This is a genomic window from Pedobacter sp. Hv1, assembly GCF_001412215.1.
Taxonomy (GTDB): Bacteria; Bacteroidota; Bacteroidia; order Sphingobacteriales; family Sphingobacteriaceae; genus Pedobacter.
Window position 1 is genome coordinate 285,830 of the sequence record NZ_LLWP01000008.1, and the last position, 22,707, is coordinate 308,536.

Genomic DNA, 22,707 nt, shown 5'->3' on the forward strand with positions numbered 1-22,707 from the left:
TCTCACATCTTAATACTCATATCTCAAATCAAATGAAAGACGTTAACAAAGAGTTTAAGCCCTCGAGTTGGGCTATAGATAATAAAACCGCCATTTATATCATTACCATAATGATTACGGTAGCAGGTTTGTTTGCCTATAATTCTACTCCAAAAGAAAACTTTCCGGAGGTAATTATCCCGAAAATTTTCGTGCAAACAATATACCCTGGAACCTCTCCAGAAAACATGGAGACCCTGGTAACCAAACAATTGGAAAAACAGATCAAAGGAACACAGGGACTAAAGAAAGTTACCTCTAACTCCTACCAAGATTTTTCAATCATTACTGCCGAATTTGGCACAAATGTAGACATCAAAGATGCCAAACAACGTGTAAAAGATGCGGTAGATAAGGCCAAACAAGATTTACCAAGCGATCTTCCAAAAGATCCGACGGTGCAAGATATCAACCTGTCTGATCTTCCGATCATGTACCTGAATATCTCTGGCGATTTTGACCTGAAAAAACTGAAAGAATATGCAGATGATATCCAAGACAGGATTGAAGCTTTGCCAGAAATTTCGGGTGTTGACATTGTAGGGGCACTAGATCCAGAAATGCAGATTACTGTAGACATGAACAAAATGGCTGCAGCACAAATTTCTTTTGGCGATATCCAAAATGCGGTAGGTTACGAAAACGTAAGCGGATCTGGTGGTACCGTTAAAATGGATGGCCTCCGCCGTACCCTAAACGTTAAAAAAGAATTCACAAATGCTGAACAAATTGCCAATTTGGTGATCAAAACGCCAACTGGTGCAGCTGTTTATTTAAGAGACATTGCCGAAGTTAAAGATGCATTTAAAGAACAGACCAGTTATGCCCGTTTATATGGTAAAAACGTAATTACGCTGAATATTAAAAAACGTTCGGGACAAAACTTAATTGAGGCTTCAGACAAGATCAATCAGATCATTAAAGAAATGAAGGAAAAGTCGTTGCCTAAAGCTTTAGACATTAAAATTACTGGCGATCAATCTGACCAGACCCGTGTAACCCTACACGATTTGATCAATACCATTATTATTGGTTTTATTTTGGTAACCATTATCCTCATGTTCTTTATGGGGGTAACCAATGCACTTTTCGTAGCACTTTCGGTTCCCCTATCTATGTTCATTGCTTTCTTAATGATGCCTTTACTAGGTGGTATTATGGGCTTCAGTTTTACCATGAACATGATTGTACTCTTCTCCTTCCTTTTAGGTTTGGGTATTGTGGTAGATGATGCCATTGTGGTAATCGAGAACACGCACCGTATTTTTGATAATGGGAAAGTACCCATTGTAAAAGCGGCTAAAATGGCGGCGGGTGAAGTATTTGTACCCGTATTTTCAGGTACCTTAACCACTTTGGCTCCATTCTTCCCCTTATTGTTCTGGCCAGGTATTATTGGTAAGTTCATGTACTTTTTACCATTAACCTTAATTGTAACTTTATTTGCCTCGTTAATTGTGGCCTATATCATCAACCCTGTTTTTGCGGTCGATTTTATGACCCACGATGACCATTCGGCCAACAAGAAACCACATTTTGATAAAGCGGTAAGAAAGAGAATGATCATCTTTGCCGTTTTAGCCTTATTGGGCTATCTGGTTAATTTTGGTTTGGGTAATTTCGTTATATTTATTGCAATTCTTTACCTTGTTAACCATTTCTTCTTAACCAATGCCGTGAAAACATTCCAGAACAAAATCTGGCCTGGTTTCCAAAACAGGTATGTTAAAGTTTTACATTGGGCGGTAGAACATCCCAAAAAATTGATTTGGGGTACTTTCGGGCTTTTCTTTGCTACCCTTTTCATTTTCTTCGCCTTGGTAATGTCTGGTAGGCAAAAAGTAATCTTTTTCCCTTCGGCAGATCCTAACTTTGTGTATGTATATGTTGGCTTGCCAGTAGGTACAGATCAAGCTTACACCAACGAGGTGGTTAGAAAAGTAGAGCAAAAAGTAACCAATGTACTTTCTAAAAATGGCAAGATAGATCCGGTAGTTACCTCAATTATCTCTAACGTAACCAAAGGCGTTACCGATCCACAGGATGAAGATCAGGGCGAATACCCTAACAAGGGAAAAGTTACGGTTGCTTTTGTAGAATTTGGCAAAAGAAACGGCGTAAACACAGCTCAATACCTAGATAAGATTAGAGAAGCCGTAAAGGGTGTACCCGGTGCAGAAATTTCTGTAGCACAAGAACAAGGCGGGCCGCCAACAGCTAAACCAATCAGTATTGAAATTACTGGCGATAACCTCGATTCGATTGTGCATACCTCTGAAAGGTTAAAAAAATACCTAGTGGGCAAAAAGATTGCTGGTGTTGAAGAATTGAAATCAGATTTCCAGAACAACAAACCAGAAGTAGTTTTCGATATTGATAGAGAAAGAGCAAACAGAGAAGGTATTTACTCTGGGCAAATTGCCAACGATCTTCGTGCAGCGCTTTATGGTCGTGAAATTTCTAAATTCAGAGATGAAAAAGAAGATTACGAGATTAACGTACGTGCAAAAGACGACCAGAAGAACAATTTGGAAGTGCTTCGTAATTTGAAAATGACCTATCGTGATATGGCTATGGGTGGTCAGATTAGGCAAGTTCCAATCTCTTCTTTTGTCAATATCCAATATGTAAATACCTATGGCGGTATTAAACGTAAACAGCAAAAACGAATCATTATCCTTTCTTCAAACGTATTGAGCGATGCCAACCCAAATCAGGTAGTAGCTAACGTTACACAAGAAGTTAACCAGTTTAAAACACCAAATGGTGTAGAGATTAAAATGGCCGGAGACCAAGAAGAACAAGCAGAAACCATGGGCTTTTTAGGTATGGCTTTCTTAACCGCAATTGGATTGATCTTGATCATTTTGGTAACGCAGTTTAACTCGATCAGTAAACCAATTATTATTTTGGTTGAGGTATTGTTCAGTTTAATTGGTGTACTGGGTGGCTGTATCTTATTCAATATGCCATTCTCTGTAATGATGTCGATGTTGGGTATTGTAGCCCTTGTTGGTATTGTGGTAAGAAACGGAATTTTGTTGGTAGAGTTTACTGAACTCTTGATTAGCCAAGGTTCTACCGTTAAAGATGCGGTAATTGAGGCTGGCCGTACCCGTATGACACCGGTATTGTTAACCGCAACTGCAACCATGTTAGGTCTAATTCCATTGGCTGTAGGTTTAAACATCGATTTTGTGAAGTTATTTACAGAATTGAACCCACACTTGTACTTTGGTGGAGATAATGTAGCCTTCTGGGGACCACTATCATGGACCATGATTTTCGGTTTAAGTTTTGCTACTTTCCTAACCTTAATCTTGGTACCATGTATGTACATTGTAATGGATAAAAATTCAAGAGCCATTAAAGGATGGTTCAAGAAAAAACCAACTTTACAAGCCGCTCCTACAGCAGTAGCTGATGATACCGCTAGTGAAGGTTCAACAAATCACTAAATAAAATAAACATTAAAAAAGCCCTTTAACCTCAAAAGTTAAAGGGCTTTTTTATTTAACATCCATCCACTCTATTCCCTATTTCCCATTCCCTATTTACTACTTCCTATTCCCCATTCCCTATTCCCCGCCCCTACCTAATCGCACTAATCTTAGCCACAATTACAGAAATCAATAAGCCGAAACAACCAATTACAGCATAAGAATAACGCAGGCTAGACAATGCAGAAATATAACCGATTAAAGGCGGCCCCATTAAAAAGCCAAAATAACTCACCCCCGAAACCATGGCCAAAGCAATGCCCGGCGAAACCTTGGTATTGCTCCCTGCTATGCTATATACCATCGGCACAATACCAGATACCCCAATGCCCACCAACATAAAACCAAGCGTTGCAGGCACTAGAAAAGGGAAAATAACAGAAATAAACATCCCACTAGAAATGATGATCCCACTAACCTGAAGCAATCTTTTTCTACCATAACGGGCAATCACCTTATCTCCCAAAAATCTACCGGTAGCCATCATGATCATAAAAGAGGTATAACCTAAAATGACCAAGGCCTGAGGCGCTTTTACAATTTCCTTAAAATATACTCCACTCCAATCGAACATGGCACCTTCTGTGGCCATGCTACAAAAACCAATAATACCCAACTGTATCAATACGCCTTGAGGTTTGGTAAACAATTTCGGTTTCTCTGTTTCCTTTGGTTTTTGCCAGCCCAATAAATACCGATAATTGATACCAATATGTAACCATGCCAAAGCTGCAACGATACAAAAATGCACATAGGGCGAAAGATGAAGGTTGACCATTAACAAGCCTATCAGCGCACCAGAAAAACCACCTACACTCCATGCGCCATGAAAAGAAGTCATAATTGGTTTGCCATAATAACTTTCGCCGGCCACACCTTGCGTATTCAATGCAATATTGCAGATATTACCCGTTACTCCAAACAAGAATAAAAAAAGTGCCAACTGCCATCCTGCTGTGGCCAAGCCTAAAATAGTTAAAGCCAGTGCATAAAGTGGCGCACCAATAGTTAACATCTTTCTGCTCCCAAAAATGGTGGTCAATCTGCCAGAAATGGGCATGGTTAACAATTGCCCCAATGGCAAGGCCAATAAAACACTACCCAAAGCCGCATCAGAAAGTTGCATGCTAGCTTTTAGATCTGGAATACGACTAGCCCATGAAGCAAAACAAACCCCTTGCCCAAAATAAAATAAAGAAACGGCCAGCCTTACTCTTTTTCTACTATAAGGATGGTTTAAAAACGGATTTGCTATAGCCGGAGCTTCAATAATTTCGGACATAATTGGTGTAAGGAGAATGAAAAATGCGGAAGCACAAAGGTCTTCAAATCTATTGGCAAAAGAAAGCCCTGTTTATCATCTGGATATAATTATTAGCACTTCCCCCTAATAAAGAAAGCTGATCATCCAACCAAATGGAGTGTCAGCCTGAGCCTGTCGGAGGATAATTCCAACAAAAAAGCCAGTAATCAATTACTGGCTTTCTATTATGTTAAAGTTTTGATACCTACAATTTATTAGGCTGATAAAATCTCATTGTTCCATCTTCTTCGCTGGCTACAATTAACAAACTTCTTCCATTCGGGCTATCTTTAGCTTTCACAAATAGTAAACCCTCTGGTGCATCTCCTGTTTCAAAAACTTGTATAAATTTAGGTGCATTTGGTATGCTGATATCATAAACTGCAATAGCATCAGCACGTTCCATTCCAATAAAGGCAATGGTTTTTCCATTGATCTCTGCTACCGTAACGCTTTCAACTTCTACTCCTTTTTTAGGCGAACGTTTATCATCGTATTTATTATTAAGATCGGCTGCAACATGTTGCTCTAAATCTTTTCCAATATGTGCAACCACAGCACCAGTAGCGGCATTGTGAATGCTCATGCTTCTGCCACCTACTGCATATAATTCTTCATAAAAACCATCCTTGTTTTTACCAGAGGCTTCGGTAATCACCAACTTGCCCATATTGGCATCTAACTGTAAAGTGGCAGCATTAGGAAACTTAACAGGATCTAATTTCACTTTTTTAACCGTAGTTTCTTCTTTATAGCCATCGTACTCACGGGTATCGCCTTCATTGGCCAAGGCAAAATAACCTGTTCCATTTACAGTAAAATGAGAAATGGCATCTGGCAGGTAATAGGCTTTAAGTGGCCAAGTTTTTGCTTCGTATTTACCATCTTCTGTTACATCAAATGCATTTTCTGCTAAACTGATATCACGTGTACCCAAAGGCATTACTTTGGTAATTACACCAGCAACAATATCAACCTCTGCTACGCCATTATTTTCTTGCAGGGTAACGTAAGCTTTTTTAGAATCAGCACTAATGGTAATATATTCTGGCTCAATATCTTGGGCAAAGCTAGATTTACTGCCTTCTGGACCACCGAAAATTCTAAATCCACCAGCCATTAAAGTGGTTTGATTGCCTTCGAAACCTGCAAAGTTCAATGTTTTAACAGCATAATTGTTTTTAACATCAATAATAGAAATAGAACCTACTGGATCAACGGTATAACTGGCGTTAGGCTCGCCCTCGTTGGCCGACATGATATAGTTGCCATCTGGACTAAAAGTTACCATATCTGGCAAGGCTCCAACTGTTACTTTTTTAACTTCTTCGTAAGTAGACGTTTTAAATACATAAATGCTACCATTATCTTGTTTTACTGCAGCCTCTACAGCTACCGCTAATAATCCATTTGATACCGCTACACTATTTGCCCAACCTTGGCCAGCAAATTCAATGCTTTTAACTTTAGTTACCGTTGGGAAATTGCTCAGGTCAATTACATCAACTCTCGATGTAGTTTCGTTATTGACTACAAATAGTTTTTTGGTCAAAGGGTCATAGGCAGAAATTTCTGCGGCAGCAACGCCACCCAAATCGATCATGGCAGCCTGTTTAAAAGTTGCTACATCTTCTTTAATTTCAACCTCAGGTTCAATTTGAGTGTTCTTTTTACAGGCACTCAGGGCTAGCGAAAAAATCACCAATCCCGTCAATAATTTTGTTTTTACGGTCATCTTGTTATCTGTTTATCTAACCGCAAAAATATTTCACGAACCCCTCAACAATGTTTACTCAGGATTATCATTGTATTAAATATAACATCTTTTTTAGTATCAAGATTGGAGTGTCAAGTATCAAGACCGTTTGTTTATCCTTTATCTAACTAAACTTTCTGATTCCAGACTTTCAACCTTTAACTTTCAACTTCCCTCAATAAGCTCCTATTGGCGTCCCCACCAATAGTGGCTAGCAAATTCCAGACTCTAAACTTTCAACCTTTAACTTTCAACTCCATACGATAAGCTCCTGTTGGCGTCCCCGCCAATAGTAATTAGCAAATTCCAGACTTTAAACTTTCAACCTTTAACTTTAAACTCCCTACCTCCTTCTCCAATAAACAATAGCTACCAACATTAATAAAAACCCACTAAAGCCTAAGGCAATAGGCAAAGAGAAATGATGTGCAATTACACCTAACAAAGCCGGTCCGGCCAATTGTCCGGCATAACCAATGGTAGTAATGGCCGGGATAGCAATAGCAGCAGGCACCTGTTTTAACTTTCCGGCCTCGGTAAAAAATACAGGCACAATGTTAGCCGCACCAATACCCAAAAGCACAAAGCCCAGTAGCGAAACCAAAGTGTTTGGAACTATTACCGCCAAAAACAGACCAAAAGCAGCAATAAGTCCACCACCTACTACTATTTTTTTGGCATTTAATCGATGGATCAAACCATCGCCTAATAAACGCATGGTAGCCATGGCCAACGAAAATGCAGCATAACCCATTCCTGCAAATGCTTCTTCAACGCCTCTATTTTCTTTCAAAAATACAGCACTCCAATCCAATATTGAACCCTCTGCTAAAAAAGCAGCAAAACACATTGCCCCCACAGACAGCACACTGGCATGTAGCCATAAAAATTTGCCTACTGGTTTAACAATAAGTTCCTCAGTTTCTTGTTCATTATTCGCGATTTCTTTTTCAACAGAAAGTGTAAACAGTGAACTATACATACTGCATACAATCACAACAATTAGTAAAGCGATACTAACTGCTGCATACATAGGCTGTAAACCTAATTTAATTAAAAAACCTAAACCTAATGAACCCAATAAACCACCCACACTAAACAAGCCATGCATAGCCGACATGATGTGTTTACCATGCTTGTTCTGTACTTGTACCGCATGCGAGTTCATGGCTACATCTAAAGTACCAACCGCAGCCCCGAAAATAAACAAGGCCACTCCCATTAGCAAAACAGAAGAAAATAACAGCAATAAAGGCAGCATTAGCGCTAATACCAATGAAGCTGCCAATATTAGAATTCTACTTCCATACTTATGTCCCAATATGCCACTAATAGGCATCATGCTAATCGCACCTCCACCTAAAAAGAGCAATAAAAGACCTAAACTGGCATCATTAATCCCCAGCCTTTCCTTTACCAACGGCACCATAGGTGCCCAACTTGCTATACCCAAACCACATACCAAAAAGATAGCCCTTGTTGCAACAGCAGCACGTTTTACACTATTCGAATTCATTATTTCTATATTAACAATTGCAAATATATGCAAATTTGCATATATTTGCAATTGTTAAGCAATGAGTACTGCTTGGCAAACAGTTTAATTGAAAAAAACTATACAATATAGGCTATGCAAAAGGAAGAAAGGTTCGACTACATCTTAAACCAATTGAACACAAAAAAACGTGTCGATTACAAATCGCTCGCTAAAGAAATAGGTATTTCTGAAGATACCATAAGGCGAGATATTGCGATGTTGTATAAAAATGGCCTACTCTCTAAGGTAAGTGGTGGTGCAGTTATCCGTAGCAACAATCCTTTAAGCTTTCAAGACCGATCAAAGCATTACTCGGCTGCAAAAGACGTCATTGCCATTAAAGCACAACAATTTGTAAAAAAGGGGCAAACCATATTTATGGATGGAGGAACAACTATTTGTGCCATTGCCGCACGTTTCCCTATCGATGCTTCCTTTAAAGTGGTTACCAATAACATGGCTTTATTGCCTATTCTAGCACACCACAAAAATATAGAGGTTACAGTATTGGGAGGCGCCTACCATAAAGACATGAAAACCAATTTTGGGATCCAAACTTATAGAGAGGTAAACAGTTATATGGCCGACGTTTATTTTATGGGTACCTGTGCTATAGACGCGTCTGAGGGCATTACTGCTGGTGTTAGCGAAGAAGGAGAAATTAAACGTGCCATGTTGGTTAATGCCATGAAAACAATAGCTATTAGTAATGTTGAAAAATTAAACAGCACCTTTCACTTTAGGGTTTGCGATATTGAACAGATCAACGTGCTGATTACAGATCTACCTAGTAACGATATCCGATTAGATGACTTCCGTAACCTGGGTATTGAACTAGTTTAACCTAATAAAAGTTAAATCTCGTTGGCGAGGACGCCAACAGACAGCATAAACCTACACCTTATTATTGTTGGCGGAGATGCCAACAAAAGCATCATTGAAATATCAAGGCTATCTGTTTATCCTTTATCTAACTAACCTTTCTGATTCCAGACTTTCAACCTTTAACTTTCAACTTCCTTCCATAAGCTTCTGTTAGCGTCCTCGCCAACGGCAAGATTCCAGCTTACCATCAACGAATAGACCTACCAATCTGCTGGATAAAACCATGGAAGTTCAGTTTCTTTTGTCTATCGCCCAAACGCACAACAATTACTTTGTTTTGTGGATTGATATAAACCGATTGGTGAAACATTCCTTGCGCCTTATAATCGTAAACTTTATTGGCATAAAAATATCTACCATCTGGACTTCTTTCTACCGGATAGTTCAATCCATCCTTCTGCAATTGGTTAACTGCACTTAGCGAATCTTTAAAATATCTAAAATCTCTGGTGGCCCAAAATTGATTTTTGTACCTGTATTTGGTTAGCGTATCTGGATTGGAGGTAGCGGTCACCCATTTTTTAGAAACGAGCTGTTTACCTTCCCAATTGCCATCTTTCAGATAAAGTCGACCAATTTTGGCAAAATCAAGTGCCGTAGCATTCAAACAGCAAAAGGCTTTAATGTGGTCTTCATCATCTAAGCTCCATAATGCATCACTTTCTGCACCTAAAGGTTTCCAAAGCCACTCTTGCATTAACCATTGTAAAGGTTTTCCGGTAGCTTTTTCCAATATAAAGGCCAATACTTGGGTATTGATACTCTGGTATTCGAAAACCTTTCCGGGTTCATGTTTCATTGTCAACTTCCCTACCATCTTTTTCAGGTCGGCGCCATAATAGCTTCTTGTAATTTTCGAAAAAGGATTAAAAGATCTTTCTGTAAAACGAAAACCACTTCGCATATCCAATACCTGTTGGATGGTTAAACGGTTAAAACGCTCATCATTTTTTGCCAGTTCTGGCAGGTATTTAATCACTAACTCGTTGGTCGATTGAATGGCGCCTTTGTCTATGGCAATGCCCACTAAAGTACCCACAAATGATTTAGACATCGAAAAGCTAGGTTGCCTGGCTTTCAATGTTGTGCCTTCAGAAAGGTATTGATAAATAATACTATCGTTTTTAATAACCAAAAACACATTGGTTTTGGAGTTTTTCAACGAGGTATCTAGCTGTGTTTTTAAAGAGGCATAGGTTGGGTTTGGGTAATTGTACTTAAAATGAAAAGGTGTAACCGATTTTTCAATAGTTACATTTTCAAATTTGGCACTATCGCCCAAATCTGGAATTAGATATTTAACAGCCCTTAAGGGCACACATGCAGCCAAAAAAAGTAAAACAGCAAGTAATAAAAAACTTATCCTCATCATTGCTAAAATACAAAACTTACCATAGCCATTGTTAACCTAGTCAAATAATTACATCTTGTTCATCTATCCTTTACATAAAAAATCCCACGGTACTTACCGCAGGATTTTTATTTTCTTTATCCGTTACTCAATTGAGAACTGTCAACTGGAAATTGTCAACTGAAAACTTAAATATGGATCGCTCTATTTTCGGTTGCTGCCATAGCCGCTTCCTTTAAAGCTTCTGTATAAGTTGGGTGCGCATGACAGATTCTTGCAATATCCTCAGCCGAAGCACGGAACTCCATAGCCACAACAGCTTCTGCAATCATATCAGCAGCACGTGGACCAATCATGTGTACGCCTAAAATTTCATCGGTAGCTTCATCAGCCAATACCTTTACAAAACCATCGGTATCCATACTCGCTTTAGCTCTTCCGCTTGCTTTAAAAGGGAAAGAACCTGCTTTGTATTTGGTGCCTTTTTCTTTCAATTGCTCTTCGGTATAACCTACAGAAGCAACCTCTGGCCAAGTGTAAACTACACCAGGAATTAGATTATAATTGATGTGTGGTTTCTGTCCTGCAATGGTTTCGGCCACATAAATTCCTTCATCTTCAGCTTTGTGCGCCAACATGGCTCCGGTAATTACATCACCAATGGCATATACACCTTTAACAGAAGTTTCTAAGTGCTCGTTTACTGGAATTTTTTTACCTCTCTCTTCTAAGGTAATGCCAATTTTATCTAAGCCTAAACCTTCGCTATAAGCAGTTCTACCTACGGCAACAATACAGTAATCGGCTTCTACTTTAACTGGTTCACCTTTGGCGTTATCGGCAGTAACGGTAACTGTTTTACCTTTAACACTAGCGCCAGTAACTTTATGGCCCATTAAGAATTCCATGCCTAAAGATTTCTTTAACACACGCTGCAATTCTTTACCTAAACCAGCATCCATGGTGCCAATAATTGCAGGCATAAACTCAACAACAGTTACTTTGGTACCCAAACGAGCATATACTGAACCAAGCTCTAGGCCAATTACCCCACCACCAATTACCACCATGGTTTTTGGCACTTCTTTAATATTTAAAGCTTCGGTAGAAGTAATGATGCGTTTTTTATCGATCGGTAAAAAAGGTAGCGCTGTAGGTTTAGAACCTGTAGCAATAATTACATTTTTTGCCGAAAGTGTTTCGGTAGTACCATCGGCCTTAGTTACCAAAATGGTGTTTTTATCAACAAAAGAACCTACACCTTCAAAGGCATCGATCTTGTTTTTCTTAAATAAATAAGTGATACCAGCAGTGTTTTGCGCCACTACATCATCTTTGCGGGCAATCATCTGTTTCATATCAACCTTTAAATCTTTTAGGTTAATACCGTGTGTAGTAAAACTGTGCGCCGCATTGTGATAATGCTCAGAAGAATCTAATAAAGCTTTAGAAGGAATACAACCTACATTTAAGCAGGTACCTCCATAAGTTTTATATTTTTCTACTACTGCTGTTTTTAAACCTAACTGTGCACAGCGAATGGCACCTACATAACCGCCCGGGCCCGAGCCTATAACAACTACATCGTATTGCATAACCTAAAAAATTTTGATGTGGCTAAGTTACACATTAGTTTTATTCTAGTAAAGGTGATTGGCAAAAAGTAATGTGTAAAAAGTACTAAGTACTAAGTATAAAGACATAGTTGTTCATTGGTTCATTAGTAAAAAGTACCAAGTATTAAGTATAAAGACACAGTAGTTCATTGGTTCAATTGTTCATTAGTAAAAAGTACCAAGTATTAAGTATAAAGACATAATAGTTCATTCGTCATTAGTTCATTAGTAAAAAGTACTAAATATAAAGTATAAAGACACAAGAGTTCATTCGTCATTAGTTCAATAGTTCATTTGTATAGCCTATCCAGTATAAAGATTTAGCGAGACATCCCAATTTTGTGAATACGCCTAACAAACTTCACATTTTGTGAACAACACAACTTATAACTTAAAATGTACAACTTTTAACTTTCAATCCATTTTCCATCTTACCTCTTACATATCTATTCCCTATTTACTATTCCCCAAAAAACCATCACAATCTTGATACCTATCTTCAAATAATTTATACAACAAAACCATTTTACATATATTTATACAATTAACCTACCCTATTAAATATGAACCGCTTAAAATCTACCCTGTTACTCCTCAGTTTTGTATTTTTCGTTACCAACCTGAAGGCCCAAAACACCTATATCAAAGACAATTACACCAAAACCGACACCTACATTACCATGCGAGATGGGGTAAAACTCTTTACTTCTATCTACACACCAAAAAATGCTTCGGCACAAAAAAAATACCCAATGATGATGCAGCGTACCTGCTATAGCATTGCTCCATACGGTATAGACAAATACCCTGGCAAGTTAGGTCCATCGGCTACCATGATGAAAGAGGGTTATATCTTCGTTTACCAAGATGTACGTGGTAGGTATAAAAGTGAAGGTACCTTTACCAACATGACCCCGGTAATAGCCAGCAAAAAAAGCAAAACAGATGTGGATGAAGGTTCTGATACTTACGACACGATAGATTGGCTGATCAAGAATGTAGCCAACAACAATGGCAATGTAGGCCAATGGGGCATTTCGTACCCTGGTTTTTATACCGCAGCTGGTATTTTGAGCAACCACCCTGCGCTAAAAGCCTCATCGCCACAAGCCCCAATATCTGATTTCTTTTTCGATGATTTCCATCATAACGGAGCCTTTTTACAAGGCTATTTCTTTACCTTCCCTGTATTTGGGGTACAGAAAAAAGACACCACTACTACAGCATGGTACAACAACCAAATGGTTAAAACAGGTACCAGAGATGGTTACCAGTTTGGTTTAGACCTTGGCCCATTAAGCTATGCCGATAAATACTACAAAGACAATTTCTTTTGGCAAGAGACCGTAAACCATCCCAACTATGATGAGTTTTGGCAAAAACGTGGCTTATTGAAACATTATACTGCCGATATAAAACCAGCAGTGATGACCGTTGGTGGTTGGTTTGATGCCGAAGATTTATCAGGTCCGCTTAACATTTATAAAACCATCGAAAAGAAAAATCCAAATGCCTATAACACCATTGTAATGGGTCCATTTGGGCATGGCCGATGGTCTAGTGAAGCAGGCCATACCATGCACAGCAACGTGTATTTTGGCGATAGCATTGCTACTTTCTACCAAAAAGAGATCGAATCTAAATTCTTTAGCCACTTTTTAAAAGGCAATGGCGATAAAAACACAGGCCTACCAGAAGCCTATATGTATGATACCGGTCTAAAAAAATGGAATACTTTTAGCAAATGGCCAGCAGCAAATGCAACCAAGCAGAAATTATATTTAGGTGCCAATGGCAAGTTGAGCATGACGGCACCAAAAGCTGCCGGTTCTACTACTTACCTTAGCGATCCTTTAAAACCAGTACCTTATACAGAAGATATTACTACCACTACAGGTTTTACCCCACACAACTACATGAGCGAAGACCAGCGTTTTGCAGGTCGCAGGCCAGATGTTTTGGTATTCCAAACTGATGTTTTAACAGAAGACATTACCTTGGGTGGCGAAATTATGTCGCATTTAAAAATAGCTACTACAGGCACCGATGCCGATTTCTTTGTAAAACTGATTGATGTTTATCCGGCAGACGAACCAAACAATGCCTACATGCCCAACAAGAACATTACCTTGAGCAATTATTGGCAAATGGTACGTTCAGAAATTATGCCTGCCCGTTTCCGTAACAGTTTCGAAAAACCAGAAGCCTTGGTTGCTGGTAAAAAAACAGACGTTAACTTCCGCTTGCAAGATGTGTTGCACACCTTTAAAAAAGGACACCGTATTATGATTCAGGTACAAAGCACCGCTTTCCCTTTGTTTGCCCGTAACCCACAGAAATTTGTACCTAACCCATACAAAGCGGCAGCAGCAGACTATATCAAAGCCACCCAAACCATATTTAACGATAGTTTTATTGAAGTAGACATTATCAAATAATGAAAAGCCTAAAATTAACCCTATTCACTGCCCTGATCTCATTTACCATGACAGCTACTGCTCAAGTAACCGATTCGGCTTACGTGAGAAACAACTATACCAAAATAGAAAGACAAATTCCCATGCGAGATGGCGTAAAACTATTTACAGCCATTTATATACCCAAAGACCAGAGTAAAAAATATCCCTTTTTAATTAACCGTACTCCTTACACGGTATCACCTTACGGCGAAGACAAATACAAACTTAGCTTGGGCAGTTTTCCGGGGCTGATGCGAGAAGGATTCATCTTTGTATATCAAGACGTTCGTGGCCGATGGATGAGTGAAGGCGAGTTTGAAGACATTAGGCCACAGACTACTAAAAAAGGAAAAAAAGACATCGACGAAAGTACCGACACTTACGATACGATTGATTGGTTGGTTAAAAACATCCAGAATAACAATGGCAAGGCGGGTATCTCTGGTATTTCTTACCCAGGCTTTTATTCTACCACTTCGTTACCCAATGCGCACCCAGCCTTAAAAGCGGTTTCGCCACAGGCACCTGTAACCGATTGGTTTTTGGGTGATGACTTTCATCACAATGGAAGCCTATTTTTAATGGATGCCTTTAGTTTCATGAGCAATTTTGGTGTACCACGTCCTAAACCGATTACCCCAGATAAAGGTCCTAAAGGTTTTGTTTTCCCTATTCAAGACAATTACCGCTTTTATTTAGAGGCCGGATCGGTTAAAAACCTAAAAGACAAATATTTTGCAGACAGTATCAAATTCTGGAACAACCTGTTCAAACATCCTAACCTAGACACTTTCTGGAGAGCCAGATTAATTACCCCACATTTAACCAATGTGAAGCCTGCAGTGATGGTGGTGGGCGGTTTCTTCGATGCCGAAGATGCCTATGGAACTTTTGCTACCTACAAGGCCATTGAGAAACAAAATCCTGGTGCCAACAATATTCTGGTAGCTGGCCCTTGGTTTCATGGTGGTTGGGTACGCAGTACAGGCAGCAGTTTTGGCGATATCCAATTTGGACAACCAACAAGTACCTATTACCAAGAAAACCTCGAGCTGCCTTTCTTTAAATTCTACCTTAAGGGCGAAGGCAACTTCAATCCTGCCGAAGCCAATATTTTTGTAACGGGCAGCAACCAATGGAAAAGATTTAATGCTTGGCCTCCTGCAGAAACCGAAAGTAAAAACCTGTACCTACAGCCCAATGGCAAACTGGCCTTTACCAAAGTTGGCCGTACAGATAGTTGGGATGAATATGTAAGCGACCCCGCAAACCCCGTTCCCTACCAAGATGGGGTACAGGCCAGAAGAACCCGGGAGTACATGATAGACGACCAACGTTTTGCAGCCCGAAGACCAGATGTAAAAACCTATCAAACTGATGTCTTAACAGAAGACATTACCTTAACAGGACCTGTTTTGGCCAATTTGGTAGTAGCTACCACTGGTACCGACGCCGATTATGTGGTAAAACTGATCGACGTTTATCCAGAAGATGCACCAAATCCTAGCCCTAACCCTAAAAATTTAATGATGGGTGGTTACCAAATGTTGGTACGTGGCGAAATTATGCGTGGCAAGTACCGCAACAGTTTCGAAAAACCAGAAGCTTTTGTACCCAATGCCATTACCAAAGTAAACTATGCCCTGCCAGATGTGGCACATACCTTTAAAAAAGGACACCGTATCATGATCCAGATCCAAAATACCTGGTTTCCATTGGCCGATAGAAACCCGCAAAAGTTTATGGACATTTATCAGGCAGAGCCGAAAGATTTTCAAAAAGCAACCCATAAAATATATCACGACACCTTTAATAGTTCGTTTATTACCGTAAACGTACTAAAGCCATAACCCCATGAAAAAATTAAGTTTCGCCATACTCGCTTTATGCTTATTGAGCTACGGTACAAAAGCCCAACTTTTGGGCCCCGAAAAGAGCCATAGCAGAGCTGATAGCCTAAGAGGGATGTTAACTCCCCTTCGTACTTGTTACGACATTAATTATTACCATTTAGATGTGAAGATAGACATCGACAATAAATCGGTAAGTGGCAGTAATGAATTTGCCTTTACCGCAACCCAAGATTTTACCAAACTACAATTCGATCTTTTCGAAAACTTAAAAATTGAAAAGGTAGTTTACAAAGGAGCCGAGCTTCCCTTTACCCGAGAATTTGGGGCTGTATTTGTAACCTTCCCAAAAATCATTAAAAAAGGCAGTAAAGATCGTTTTACAGTTTTCTATAACGGAAATCCTAAAGTAGCACGCAACCCACCTTGGGATGGCGGTTTTATTTTCAAAAAAGACAAAGCAGGCAATCCATTTGTATCGGTAGCCTGCCAAGGTTTGGGTGCCAGTGTGTGGTGGCCAACCAAAGACCACCAAAGTGATGAAGTAGACAGCATGTTGATCAGTATCTCAATACCTAAAGATCTGGATGAAGTTTCTAATGGCCGCTTACGCAGTATAGTAAATAAACCAAATGGTTACCGCCAGCACAATTGGTTTGTGGCCAATCCTATTAACAACTATAATGTAACCTTCTATATTGGTAAATATGCCCATTGGACAGATAGTTACAATGGCGAAAACGGGCCATTAAGTATTGATTATTGGGCGTTAAGAGAAGACAGTGCCAAAGCTCGCCCACATTGGGATGCTGATGTAAAACCAATGCTAAAATCGTTCGAATATTGGTTTGGCCCCTACCCTTGGTACAAAGATGGCTATAAACTGGTACAGGCACCACATTTGGGCATGGAACACCAAAGTGCAGTAGCTTATGGCAACGAATTTAAAAAAGGCTACTTAGGTCGCGATATGTCTAAGACAGGACATGGCTTAAAATGGGATTTTATTACCGTACACGAAAGTGGCCACGAGTGGTTTGCCAATAATGTAACTACCAAAGACATTGCCGACATGTGGGTGCACGAAGGTTTTACCACCTACTCTGAAGCTTTGTTTACCGAATCTACTCAAGGCAAAAAAGCCGGCGAAGAATATGTAATTGGCTTAAGAAAAGGCATTGGCAACCAAACTCCGATTATTGGCCCCTACAATGTAAACGAAGAGGGCAGCCCAGATATGTACCCGAAAGGCGCTAACCTGATCCACACCATTCGCCAGTTGATTAACAACGATGAAAAATTTAGAGCCATACTAAGAGGCATTAACAAAACCTTTTACCACAAAACCGTTACCACCGCAGAAATAGAGAACTATATTGCCAAACAAAGTGGATTAAAACTCAACAAAATTTTTGACCAATACCTACGTTACATCAAAATACCGGTACTGGAATATAAAATTGCCAATGGTACGTTATCTTACCGCTGGGTTACCGACGTAACGGGATTTGACATGCCTGTTAAAGTTACGCTTAAGGCAAATGCATACAGCCTCATTAAACCAAGCAACGATTGGAAAACCATTAAAGTAGATGCTTCTATTAACGTGGACAATTTTAAAGCCGATCCAAACTTTTATATCAACATTAAAAAAGCCGAATAACAAACCTTATTCAATTATATCCATGCCCAATTGTTAATCTTTAGCAATTGGGCATTTTCTTTTGTAAATCTAGGGAATAGAGAATGGGAAATAGGGAATAGAGAGTTAGAGTTCAAAGTGGAAAGTTTAAAGTTGTAGGTTATAAGTGGGCTTTGTTCACAAAATGTGAATTTTGCTATGTGTATTCACAAAATTTGGATGCTTTGCTAAGTCTTTATACTAATGAACCAATGATGAATGAACTATTGTGTCTTTATACTTAGTACTAGGTACTTTTTACTAATAAACTAATGGCAAATGAACCAATGATAAAAAGTATGTCAGTCTGAGCCTGTCGAAGACCTCTTGGTAAAACATTTCGACAGGCTCAATGTGACAATTATTAGTTTTCAGTAAGCCAATTAACTAATGAACGATTGAACCAATGAACAATTCTGTCTTTATACTTAGTACTAACTACTTTATACTAATGAACCAATGACAAATGAACTATTATATCTTTATACTTTGTACTTACTACTTTATACTATTGAACTAACAAACAAATTTTCCCTTCCCATGCAACGTTTTCAAAATAGAGAGCGTCTAATAAGAAAAGACCATTAATCTGGAGTGTTAGGACTCTAGAGCAACCATAAAAATAAACCAAAATGAAAAAATTATTTATCTCTTTAAGCCTTAGTGTAGTATTGCTTAGCTTAAGCCTCGAGCCAGTTTTGGCTAGCTATCCAGTTTCGGTTTCCTTCTCTAAATCTAAAAAACAAGAAAGAGACGTTAAAAACTTTAATGGCGTAGCAGCTGGCGGGCCTATCAATGTAGTAATTACCTTAGGTAGTACCGAAGGTTTGAGATTTGAAGGCGATGCTGATGCAATCTCCACCTTAGTTGTTGAAGTAAAAGGCAATATCTTAGTGATTAGACCAGAAAATAGTTGGAAAAGCTGGTCGAGAAAATACGACAATAAAAAAATCACAGCCTACGTTTCGGCCAAAACCATTAAAAGCTTAACCATGAGTGGATCTGGCAATCTATCTGTTAATGGAAAAATTAAAGAAAATACGCTAACAACCACTTTAAGTGGATCAGGTAGCATTACTGCAAATGCAGATATCGCTAATTATACTGGCGTGATCAGTGGATCGGGCAACCTGAACATTAGTGGTGGAGCAGACGATGCTACCATTACCATTAGCGGATCGGGTGCATTTACCAGAAAAGGATTTTCGGTAAGTCGTTTAAGCACGGTAATCAGTGGATCAGGTAGTGTTACAATAGTGGCTCAAGACAATATTGATGCAGTAATCAGCGGATCAGGTAGTATCAACTATAGCGGTGACCCTAAAGTAGAAAAAAGAGTATCAGGCTCTGGAAGAGTAAGAAAAATATAAACGCTTTTAACACACACACAAAAGCTAAGCTTCTCAATGGTATTGGGAAGCTTTTTTGTTTATTGACTACACCATGTTGGTCTGGATTTGCATGTTGGTCTGGATTTGCAATCCAGACTTATGATGAATTGAGATTTGTAATCTCTATATCGTATTTGTTTCATATGTATTACAATGGTCGAGAAAATATTTCCAGACCAACATCCGACCAACAGCACAACAAAAAAGCCAATCCTCAACAGATTGGCTTTTAAAGTTTATTTAGAACTGGAAGCCTAAAACGGTTAGGCTTTCTACATATCTTATGGTTTGACTGGCCTTATCAATACTATTTCTGCCAGTGGTATGAATCTTAGTCAAGTCTGTAAAACCTACTTTAGCAGAACTTTGCAAATAGAACTTCTTGGTAAAATTGAATTTTAATCCTGCTTTTAGAGAAACGCCATAACCTGCAAAATTCCAGAAATTGTTTTCTCCAACGCCAAACAACCTTACATCGGTACGTGGGATCATGGCTCCTACACCAACACCTGTTTCTAAGGTCAACATCTGTTTTTGCGAACGGGCTACCCAAATATCATCGTAACGCTCTAACTCCGTGCTTACATAATTAAACCCATCGGTATGCTCAAAAGTTAACATTTCTTCCTTTACCTGCAATGGGGTATTGTTGTACGTACCTGCATAAGCACCAGTTGCAATATCAGGGCTAGAGATAGTAGAATTGATATAACCATCAACCTTAACCGTTTGCGGAATCTCCATTACATATTTCATGTGATCCCAACCCAAAGAGATGCTGTAATTATCTTTAATGAAATAACCAAAACGCACATTGAACTGTGGTGTGGTCAATTCCATTGGATTGACGTAATCCCAAGATAATTTAGAAGGTCTGTCTTTTGCCTTTACATCCTTTAAGGTAAAATCGTAGCCAGGTCCTTTAAAGTTAATATCGCTGGTATCGTACCAAGAAAAGTTCCAGCCCCAATGCACAAACCATTCTCCTTTACGAGAGAAATTTCTTTTGGGCTCTCTAGAGAAAAGACTTCTACCAATTTTAGGTTGATCAACAGCTCTAGGGATGATATCTTGTGCACTTACTTTTTTTCCAAAAAGTAGCGCAAAAACTAGGATAGGTAAACGTCTCATGTTTCAAAAATCGGCAAAAAGTGTGATTTTTTATTTTATTTAACATTTCAAATGTATCAACAATGTTAAATATGACTTTAAATCATTAAAACCTAGTGTACACCGCCAACTGCACTACATTATTTACCGTGGTATTATTAACTCCTTTAATTGCTTGGTTAAGGTAACCAGCTTCGATATCTATCTTCTTAGAGAAACGGTAACCTGCAGCTAAATAAGCTCTGTTCTGATCAAAAAAACTCTTGTTCAACAAATCCTTATTTTGGATATTCAAGAAGGTCTCATTCTGCAAAGCAACAAATGCACCTTTGGTAAAAGCATCCTGCTTTTTTTGCAGTGGTTGGATCAACCTAAAGAAATAGCGCAAACGCTGTGAAAAGATATCATCGCCATTGGTTTCGATAAAACGTTGCTCTAACCTAAAACGATGCATGGCAAATACTGAGCTCATTTTATGATTGACAATATACTGCTCCCAGATACGGTGCTCTAACAAGGTTTGTTTATTGGGTATAGGAGAAAATTTATTGTTGGTGGTAGCCAACATATAACCTGCGGTTACATTACTTTTATCGTTAAGGTAATACGTAAGCCCTGGTCTGAACAGGGTATTTCTTACATAGCCCCAGTCATCTGCGGTACGTACTTGTACATCGAGGGCAAGCCCCCACTTCTTGTTAAATTTGGTGGCATTAAAAAAGGCAAACCAACCCGAGTTTTGTTGTGTGGTTTGCGCACTTAACTGATTTACGCCTAAAAATAAAAAAAGGGCTACTGCTGCTATTCTTCTCATAAAATGGATCTATAGGTATACTTGCGAAAATAGAAGAAAAATACAACTACACCCAATTGTAACATCATTTTATCGTAAACAAAAAAGTCATTGCAAACAAAAAGCCCCATCAAAAAATTGACGGGGCTTAAAATATAATCAATTAAGGTTTTACACCCCTAATAGCAATCTAGCTGGATCTTCTAACAATTGTTTAACACGTACCAAGAAACCTACAGACTCACGTCCATCAATAATTCTATGATCGTAAGATAAAGCAATGTACATCATCGGACGAATAACCACTTCTTTGTTCTCAGCAATAGGACGCTCGATAATGTTGTGCATTCCTAAAATAGCCGATTGTGGCGCATTGATAATTGGTGTAGACATCATTGAACCAAACACACCACCATTGGTAATGGTAAACGTTCCACCAGTCATTTCTTCAATCGTCAATTTGCTATCTCTTGCTTTGGTAGCCAATTCAATTACCGTTTTTTCAATCTGTGCCAAGCTCATGCTCTCAGCATTTCTGATAATTGGCACTACCAATCCTTTTGGTGCAGAAACGGCGATAGAAACATCTACAAAATCATTGTACACAATTTCTTCGCCCTCAATACGAGCATTTACTGCAGGGAAATCTTTAGCTGCCTCACAAACTGCTTTGGTAAAGAAGCTCATGAAACCTAAGCCTACACCAAATTTCTCTTTAAATTGGTCTTTATATTTACCTCTCAAATCCATGATTGGTTTCATGTTCACTTCGTTAAAAGTGGTTAACATGGCTGTTTCATTTTTAACAGTTACCAAACGTTTGGCTACTGTTTTGCGCAATGGCGACATTTTCTCTCTGCGCTCTCCTCTAGCTCCTGCAACAGCAGCTGGTTGAGTTGTCGCTTTCGGGCTTTCTGCCTTTGCACTTGGTGCTTTTTCTGCTTTAGCAGCATCGTCTTTAGTAATGCGGCCATCAACACCAGTACCTTTTACACTACCTGCATCAACTCCTTTTTCTGCCAATATTTTAGCAGCCGATGGCGATGGTGTTCCTGTAGCATAGCTATCGCCAGATTTTTCTGCAACTGGTGCACTTACTTTATCAGCAACCGGAGCTGCTGCTTCAGCTTTAGGGCTTTCGGCCTTAGGGCTCGCTGCTGCGCCACCTTCTTCAATAGAACAAACTACCGCACCAATTGGCAAAGTATCACCTTCGCTTGCTACAATTTTTAAAGTTCCCGCTTTTTCGGCAGTTAATTCAAACGTTGCTTTATCCGATTCTAACTCTGCAATGATTTCGTCCATTTCAACAAAATCTCCATCGTTTTTAACCCAACGAGATAAAACTACTTCTGTAATCGATTCGCCAACTGGCGGAACTTTTATTTCTAAACCCATAATTTAAAATATATGTTGTATTGTTAAGATGTTGATTG

Annotated in this window: 14 protein-coding genes; 6 read left to right on the forward strand and 8 right to left on the reverse strand. The window is 39.0% G+C overall.

Translation table 11 applies throughout. The features are described 5' to 3' along the window. Positions 1 to 32: 32 nt before the first annotated feature. Positions 33 to 3,497, forward strand: coding sequence for an efflux RND transporter permease subunit (locus tag AQF98_RS15580; protein ID WP_055132879.1), 3,465 nt, complete (start codon positions 33 to 35; stop codon positions 3,495 to 3,497). A 133-nt stretch (positions 3,498 to 3,630) separates the two neighbouring features. Here AQF98_RS15580 and AQF98_RS15585 read toward each other — a convergent pair whose 3' ends face one another. The 3 genes from AQF98_RS15585 to AQF98_RS15595 form a co-directional block, all read right to left on the reverse strand. Next, positions 3,631 to 4,821: an MFS transporter gene (locus AQF98_RS15585; RefSeq protein ID WP_055132880.1), complete on the reverse strand. Its 1,191-nt coding sequence runs from the start codon at positions 4,819 to 4,821 to the stop codon at positions 3,631 to 3,633. Positions 4,822 to 5,047: 226 nt separating this feature from the next. After that, the gene (locus AQF98_RS15590) at positions 5,048 to 6,577 is read right to left on the reverse strand and encodes a choice-of-anchor I family protein (protein ID WP_055132881.1); all 1,530 of its coding nucleotides are present in this window, start codon (positions 6,575 to 6,577) and stop codon (positions 5,048 to 5,050) included. 364 nt (positions 6,578 to 6,941) lie between these two features. Beyond that, a complete protein-coding gene (locus AQF98_RS15595) occupies positions 6,942 to 8,114 on the reverse strand; it encodes an MFS transporter (protein WP_055132882.1) in 1,173 nt (390 codons plus the stop codon). A gap of 114 nt (positions 8,115 to 8,228) precedes the next feature. Here AQF98_RS15595 and AQF98_RS15600 point away from each other — a divergent pair, with 114 nt between their 5' ends. After that, a complete protein-coding gene (locus AQF98_RS15600) occupies positions 8,229 to 8,978 on the forward strand; it encodes a DeoR/GlpR family DNA-binding transcription regulator (RefSeq protein WP_055132883.1) in 750 nt (249 codons plus the stop codon). A gap of 229 nt (positions 8,979 to 9,207) precedes the next feature. Here AQF98_RS15600 and AQF98_RS15605 read toward each other — a convergent pair whose 3' ends face one another. Together AQF98_RS15605 and lpdA are read right to left on the reverse strand one after the other, a co-directional pair. Beyond that, on the reverse strand, positions 9,208 to 10,392 hold the full coding sequence (locus AQF98_RS15605; RefSeq protein ID WP_082435110.1) for a serine hydrolase: 1,185 nt from the start codon (positions 10,390 to 10,392) through the stop codon (positions 9,208 to 9,210). 167 nt (positions 10,393 to 10,559) lie between these two features. Beyond that, positions 10,560 to 11,966, reverse strand: a complete 1,407-nt coding sequence (gene lpdA / locus AQF98_RS15610) for a dihydrolipoyl dehydrogenase (RefSeq protein ID WP_055132885.1) — start codon at positions 11,964 to 11,966, stop codon at positions 10,560 to 10,562. 584 nt (positions 11,967 to 12,550) lie between these two features. On the opposite strand from lpdA, the gene AQF98_RS15615 reads away from it, so the two are divergent. The 4 genes from AQF98_RS15615 to AQF98_RS15630 all read left to right on the forward strand — a co-directional run bounded on the left by AQF98_RS15615 (position 12,551) and on the right by AQF98_RS15630 (position 19,347). Next, positions 12,551 to 14,425, forward strand: coding sequence for a CocE/NonD family hydrolase (locus AQF98_RS15615; protein ID WP_055132886.1), 1,875 nt, complete (start codon positions 12,551 to 12,553; stop codon positions 14,423 to 14,425). Further along, on the forward strand, positions 14,425 to 16,296 hold the full coding sequence (locus tag AQF98_RS15620) for a CocE/NonD family hydrolase (RefSeq protein ID WP_055132887.1): 1,872 nt from the start codon (positions 14,425 to 14,427) through the stop codon (positions 16,294 to 16,296). Before AQF98_RS15615 ends, AQF98_RS15620 begins: the two co-directional genes overlap by 1 nt. 4 nt (positions 16,297 to 16,300) lie before the next feature. Continuing rightward, positions 16,301 to 17,959: a M1 family metallopeptidase gene (locus AQF98_RS15625; RefSeq protein ID WP_055132888.1), complete on the forward strand. Its 1,659-nt coding sequence runs from the start codon at positions 16,301 to 16,303 to the stop codon at positions 17,957 to 17,959. Between the two features lie 650 nt (positions 17,960 to 18,609). Beyond that, positions 18,610 to 19,347, forward strand: a complete 738-nt coding sequence (locus AQF98_RS15630; protein ID WP_055132889.1) for a head GIN domain-containing protein — start codon at positions 18,610 to 18,612, stop codon at positions 19,345 to 19,347. Positions 19,348 to 19,608: 261 nt separating this feature from the next. Here the strand turns inward: AQF98_RS15630 and AQF98_RS15635 are convergent, their stop codons facing one another. From AQF98_RS15635 to odhB, 3 genes are all read right to left on the reverse strand, one after another. Next, on the reverse strand, positions 19,609 to 20,499 hold the full coding sequence (locus tag AQF98_RS15635) for a hypothetical protein (protein ID WP_055132890.1): 891 nt from the start codon (positions 20,497 to 20,499) through the stop codon (positions 19,609 to 19,611). A gap of 85 nt (positions 20,500 to 20,584) precedes the next feature. Further along, positions 20,585 to 21,292 (reverse strand): DUF2490 domain-containing protein, encoded by a 708-nt coding sequence (locus AQF98_RS15640; RefSeq protein WP_055132891.1) that lies wholly within the window; start codon positions 21,290 to 21,292, stop codon positions 20,585 to 20,587. 150 nt (positions 21,293 to 21,442) lie between these two features. Continuing rightward, on the reverse strand, positions 21,443 to 22,669 hold the full coding sequence (gene odhB, locus AQF98_RS15645) for a 2-oxoglutarate dehydrogenase complex dihydrolipoyllysine-residue succinyltransferase (RefSeq protein WP_055132892.1): 1,227 nt from the start codon (positions 22,667 to 22,669) through the stop codon (positions 21,443 to 21,445). Positions 22,670 to 22,707: the final 38 nt, after the last annotated feature.

Excerpts from the sequence above, each read along its gene's own strand:
- AQF98_RS15580 (WP_055132879.1), top strand. The coding sequence starts at position 33 with ATGAAAGACGTTAACAAAGAGTTTAAGCCCTCGAGTTGGGCTATAGAT.
- AQF98_RS15585 (WP_055132880.1), bottom strand. The coding sequence starts at position 4,821 with ATGTCCGAAATTATTGAAGCTCCGGCTATAGCAAATCCGTTTTTAAAC.
- AQF98_RS15590 (WP_055132881.1), bottom strand. The coding sequence starts at position 6,577 with ATGACCGTAAAAACAAAATTATTGACGGGATTGGTGATTTTTTCGCTA.
- AQF98_RS15595 (WP_055132882.1), bottom strand. The coding sequence starts at position 8,114 with ATGAATTCGAATAGTGTAAAACGTGCTGCTGTTGCAACAAGGGCTATC.
- AQF98_RS15600 (WP_055132883.1), top strand. The coding sequence starts at position 8,229 with ATGCAAAAGGAAGAAAGGTTCGACTACATCTTAAACCAATTGAACACA.
- AQF98_RS15605 (WP_082435110.1), bottom strand. The coding sequence starts at position 10,392 with ATGATGAGGATAAGTTTTTTATTACTTGCTGTTTTACTTTTTTTGGCT.
- lpdA (WP_055132885.1), bottom strand. The coding sequence starts at position 11,966 with ATGCAATACGATGTAGTTGTTATAGGCTCGGGCCCGGGCGGTTATGTA.
- AQF98_RS15615 (WP_055132886.1), top strand. The coding sequence starts at position 12,551 with ATGAACCGCTTAAAATCTACCCTGTTACTCCTCAGTTTTGTATTTTTC.
- AQF98_RS15620 (WP_055132887.1), top strand. The coding sequence starts at position 14,425 with ATGAAAAGCCTAAAATTAACCCTATTCACTGCCCTGATCTCATTTACC.
- AQF98_RS15625 (WP_055132888.1), top strand. The coding sequence starts at position 16,301 with ATGAAAAAATTAAGTTTCGCCATACTCGCTTTATGCTTATTGAGCTAC.
- AQF98_RS15630 (WP_055132889.1), top strand. The coding sequence starts at position 18,610 with ATGAAAAAATTATTTATCTCTTTAAGCCTTAGTGTAGTATTGCTTAGC.
- AQF98_RS15635 (WP_055132890.1), bottom strand. The coding sequence starts at position 20,499 with ATGAGACGTTTACCTATCCTAGTTTTTGCGCTACTTTTTGGAAAAAAA.
- AQF98_RS15640 (WP_055132891.1), bottom strand. The coding sequence starts at position 21,292 with ATGAGAAGAATAGCAGCAGTAGCCCTTTTTTTATTTTTAGGCGTAAAT.
- odhB (WP_055132892.1), bottom strand. The coding sequence starts at position 22,669 with ATGGGTTTAGAAATAAAAGTTCCGCCAGTTGGCGAATCGATTACAGAA.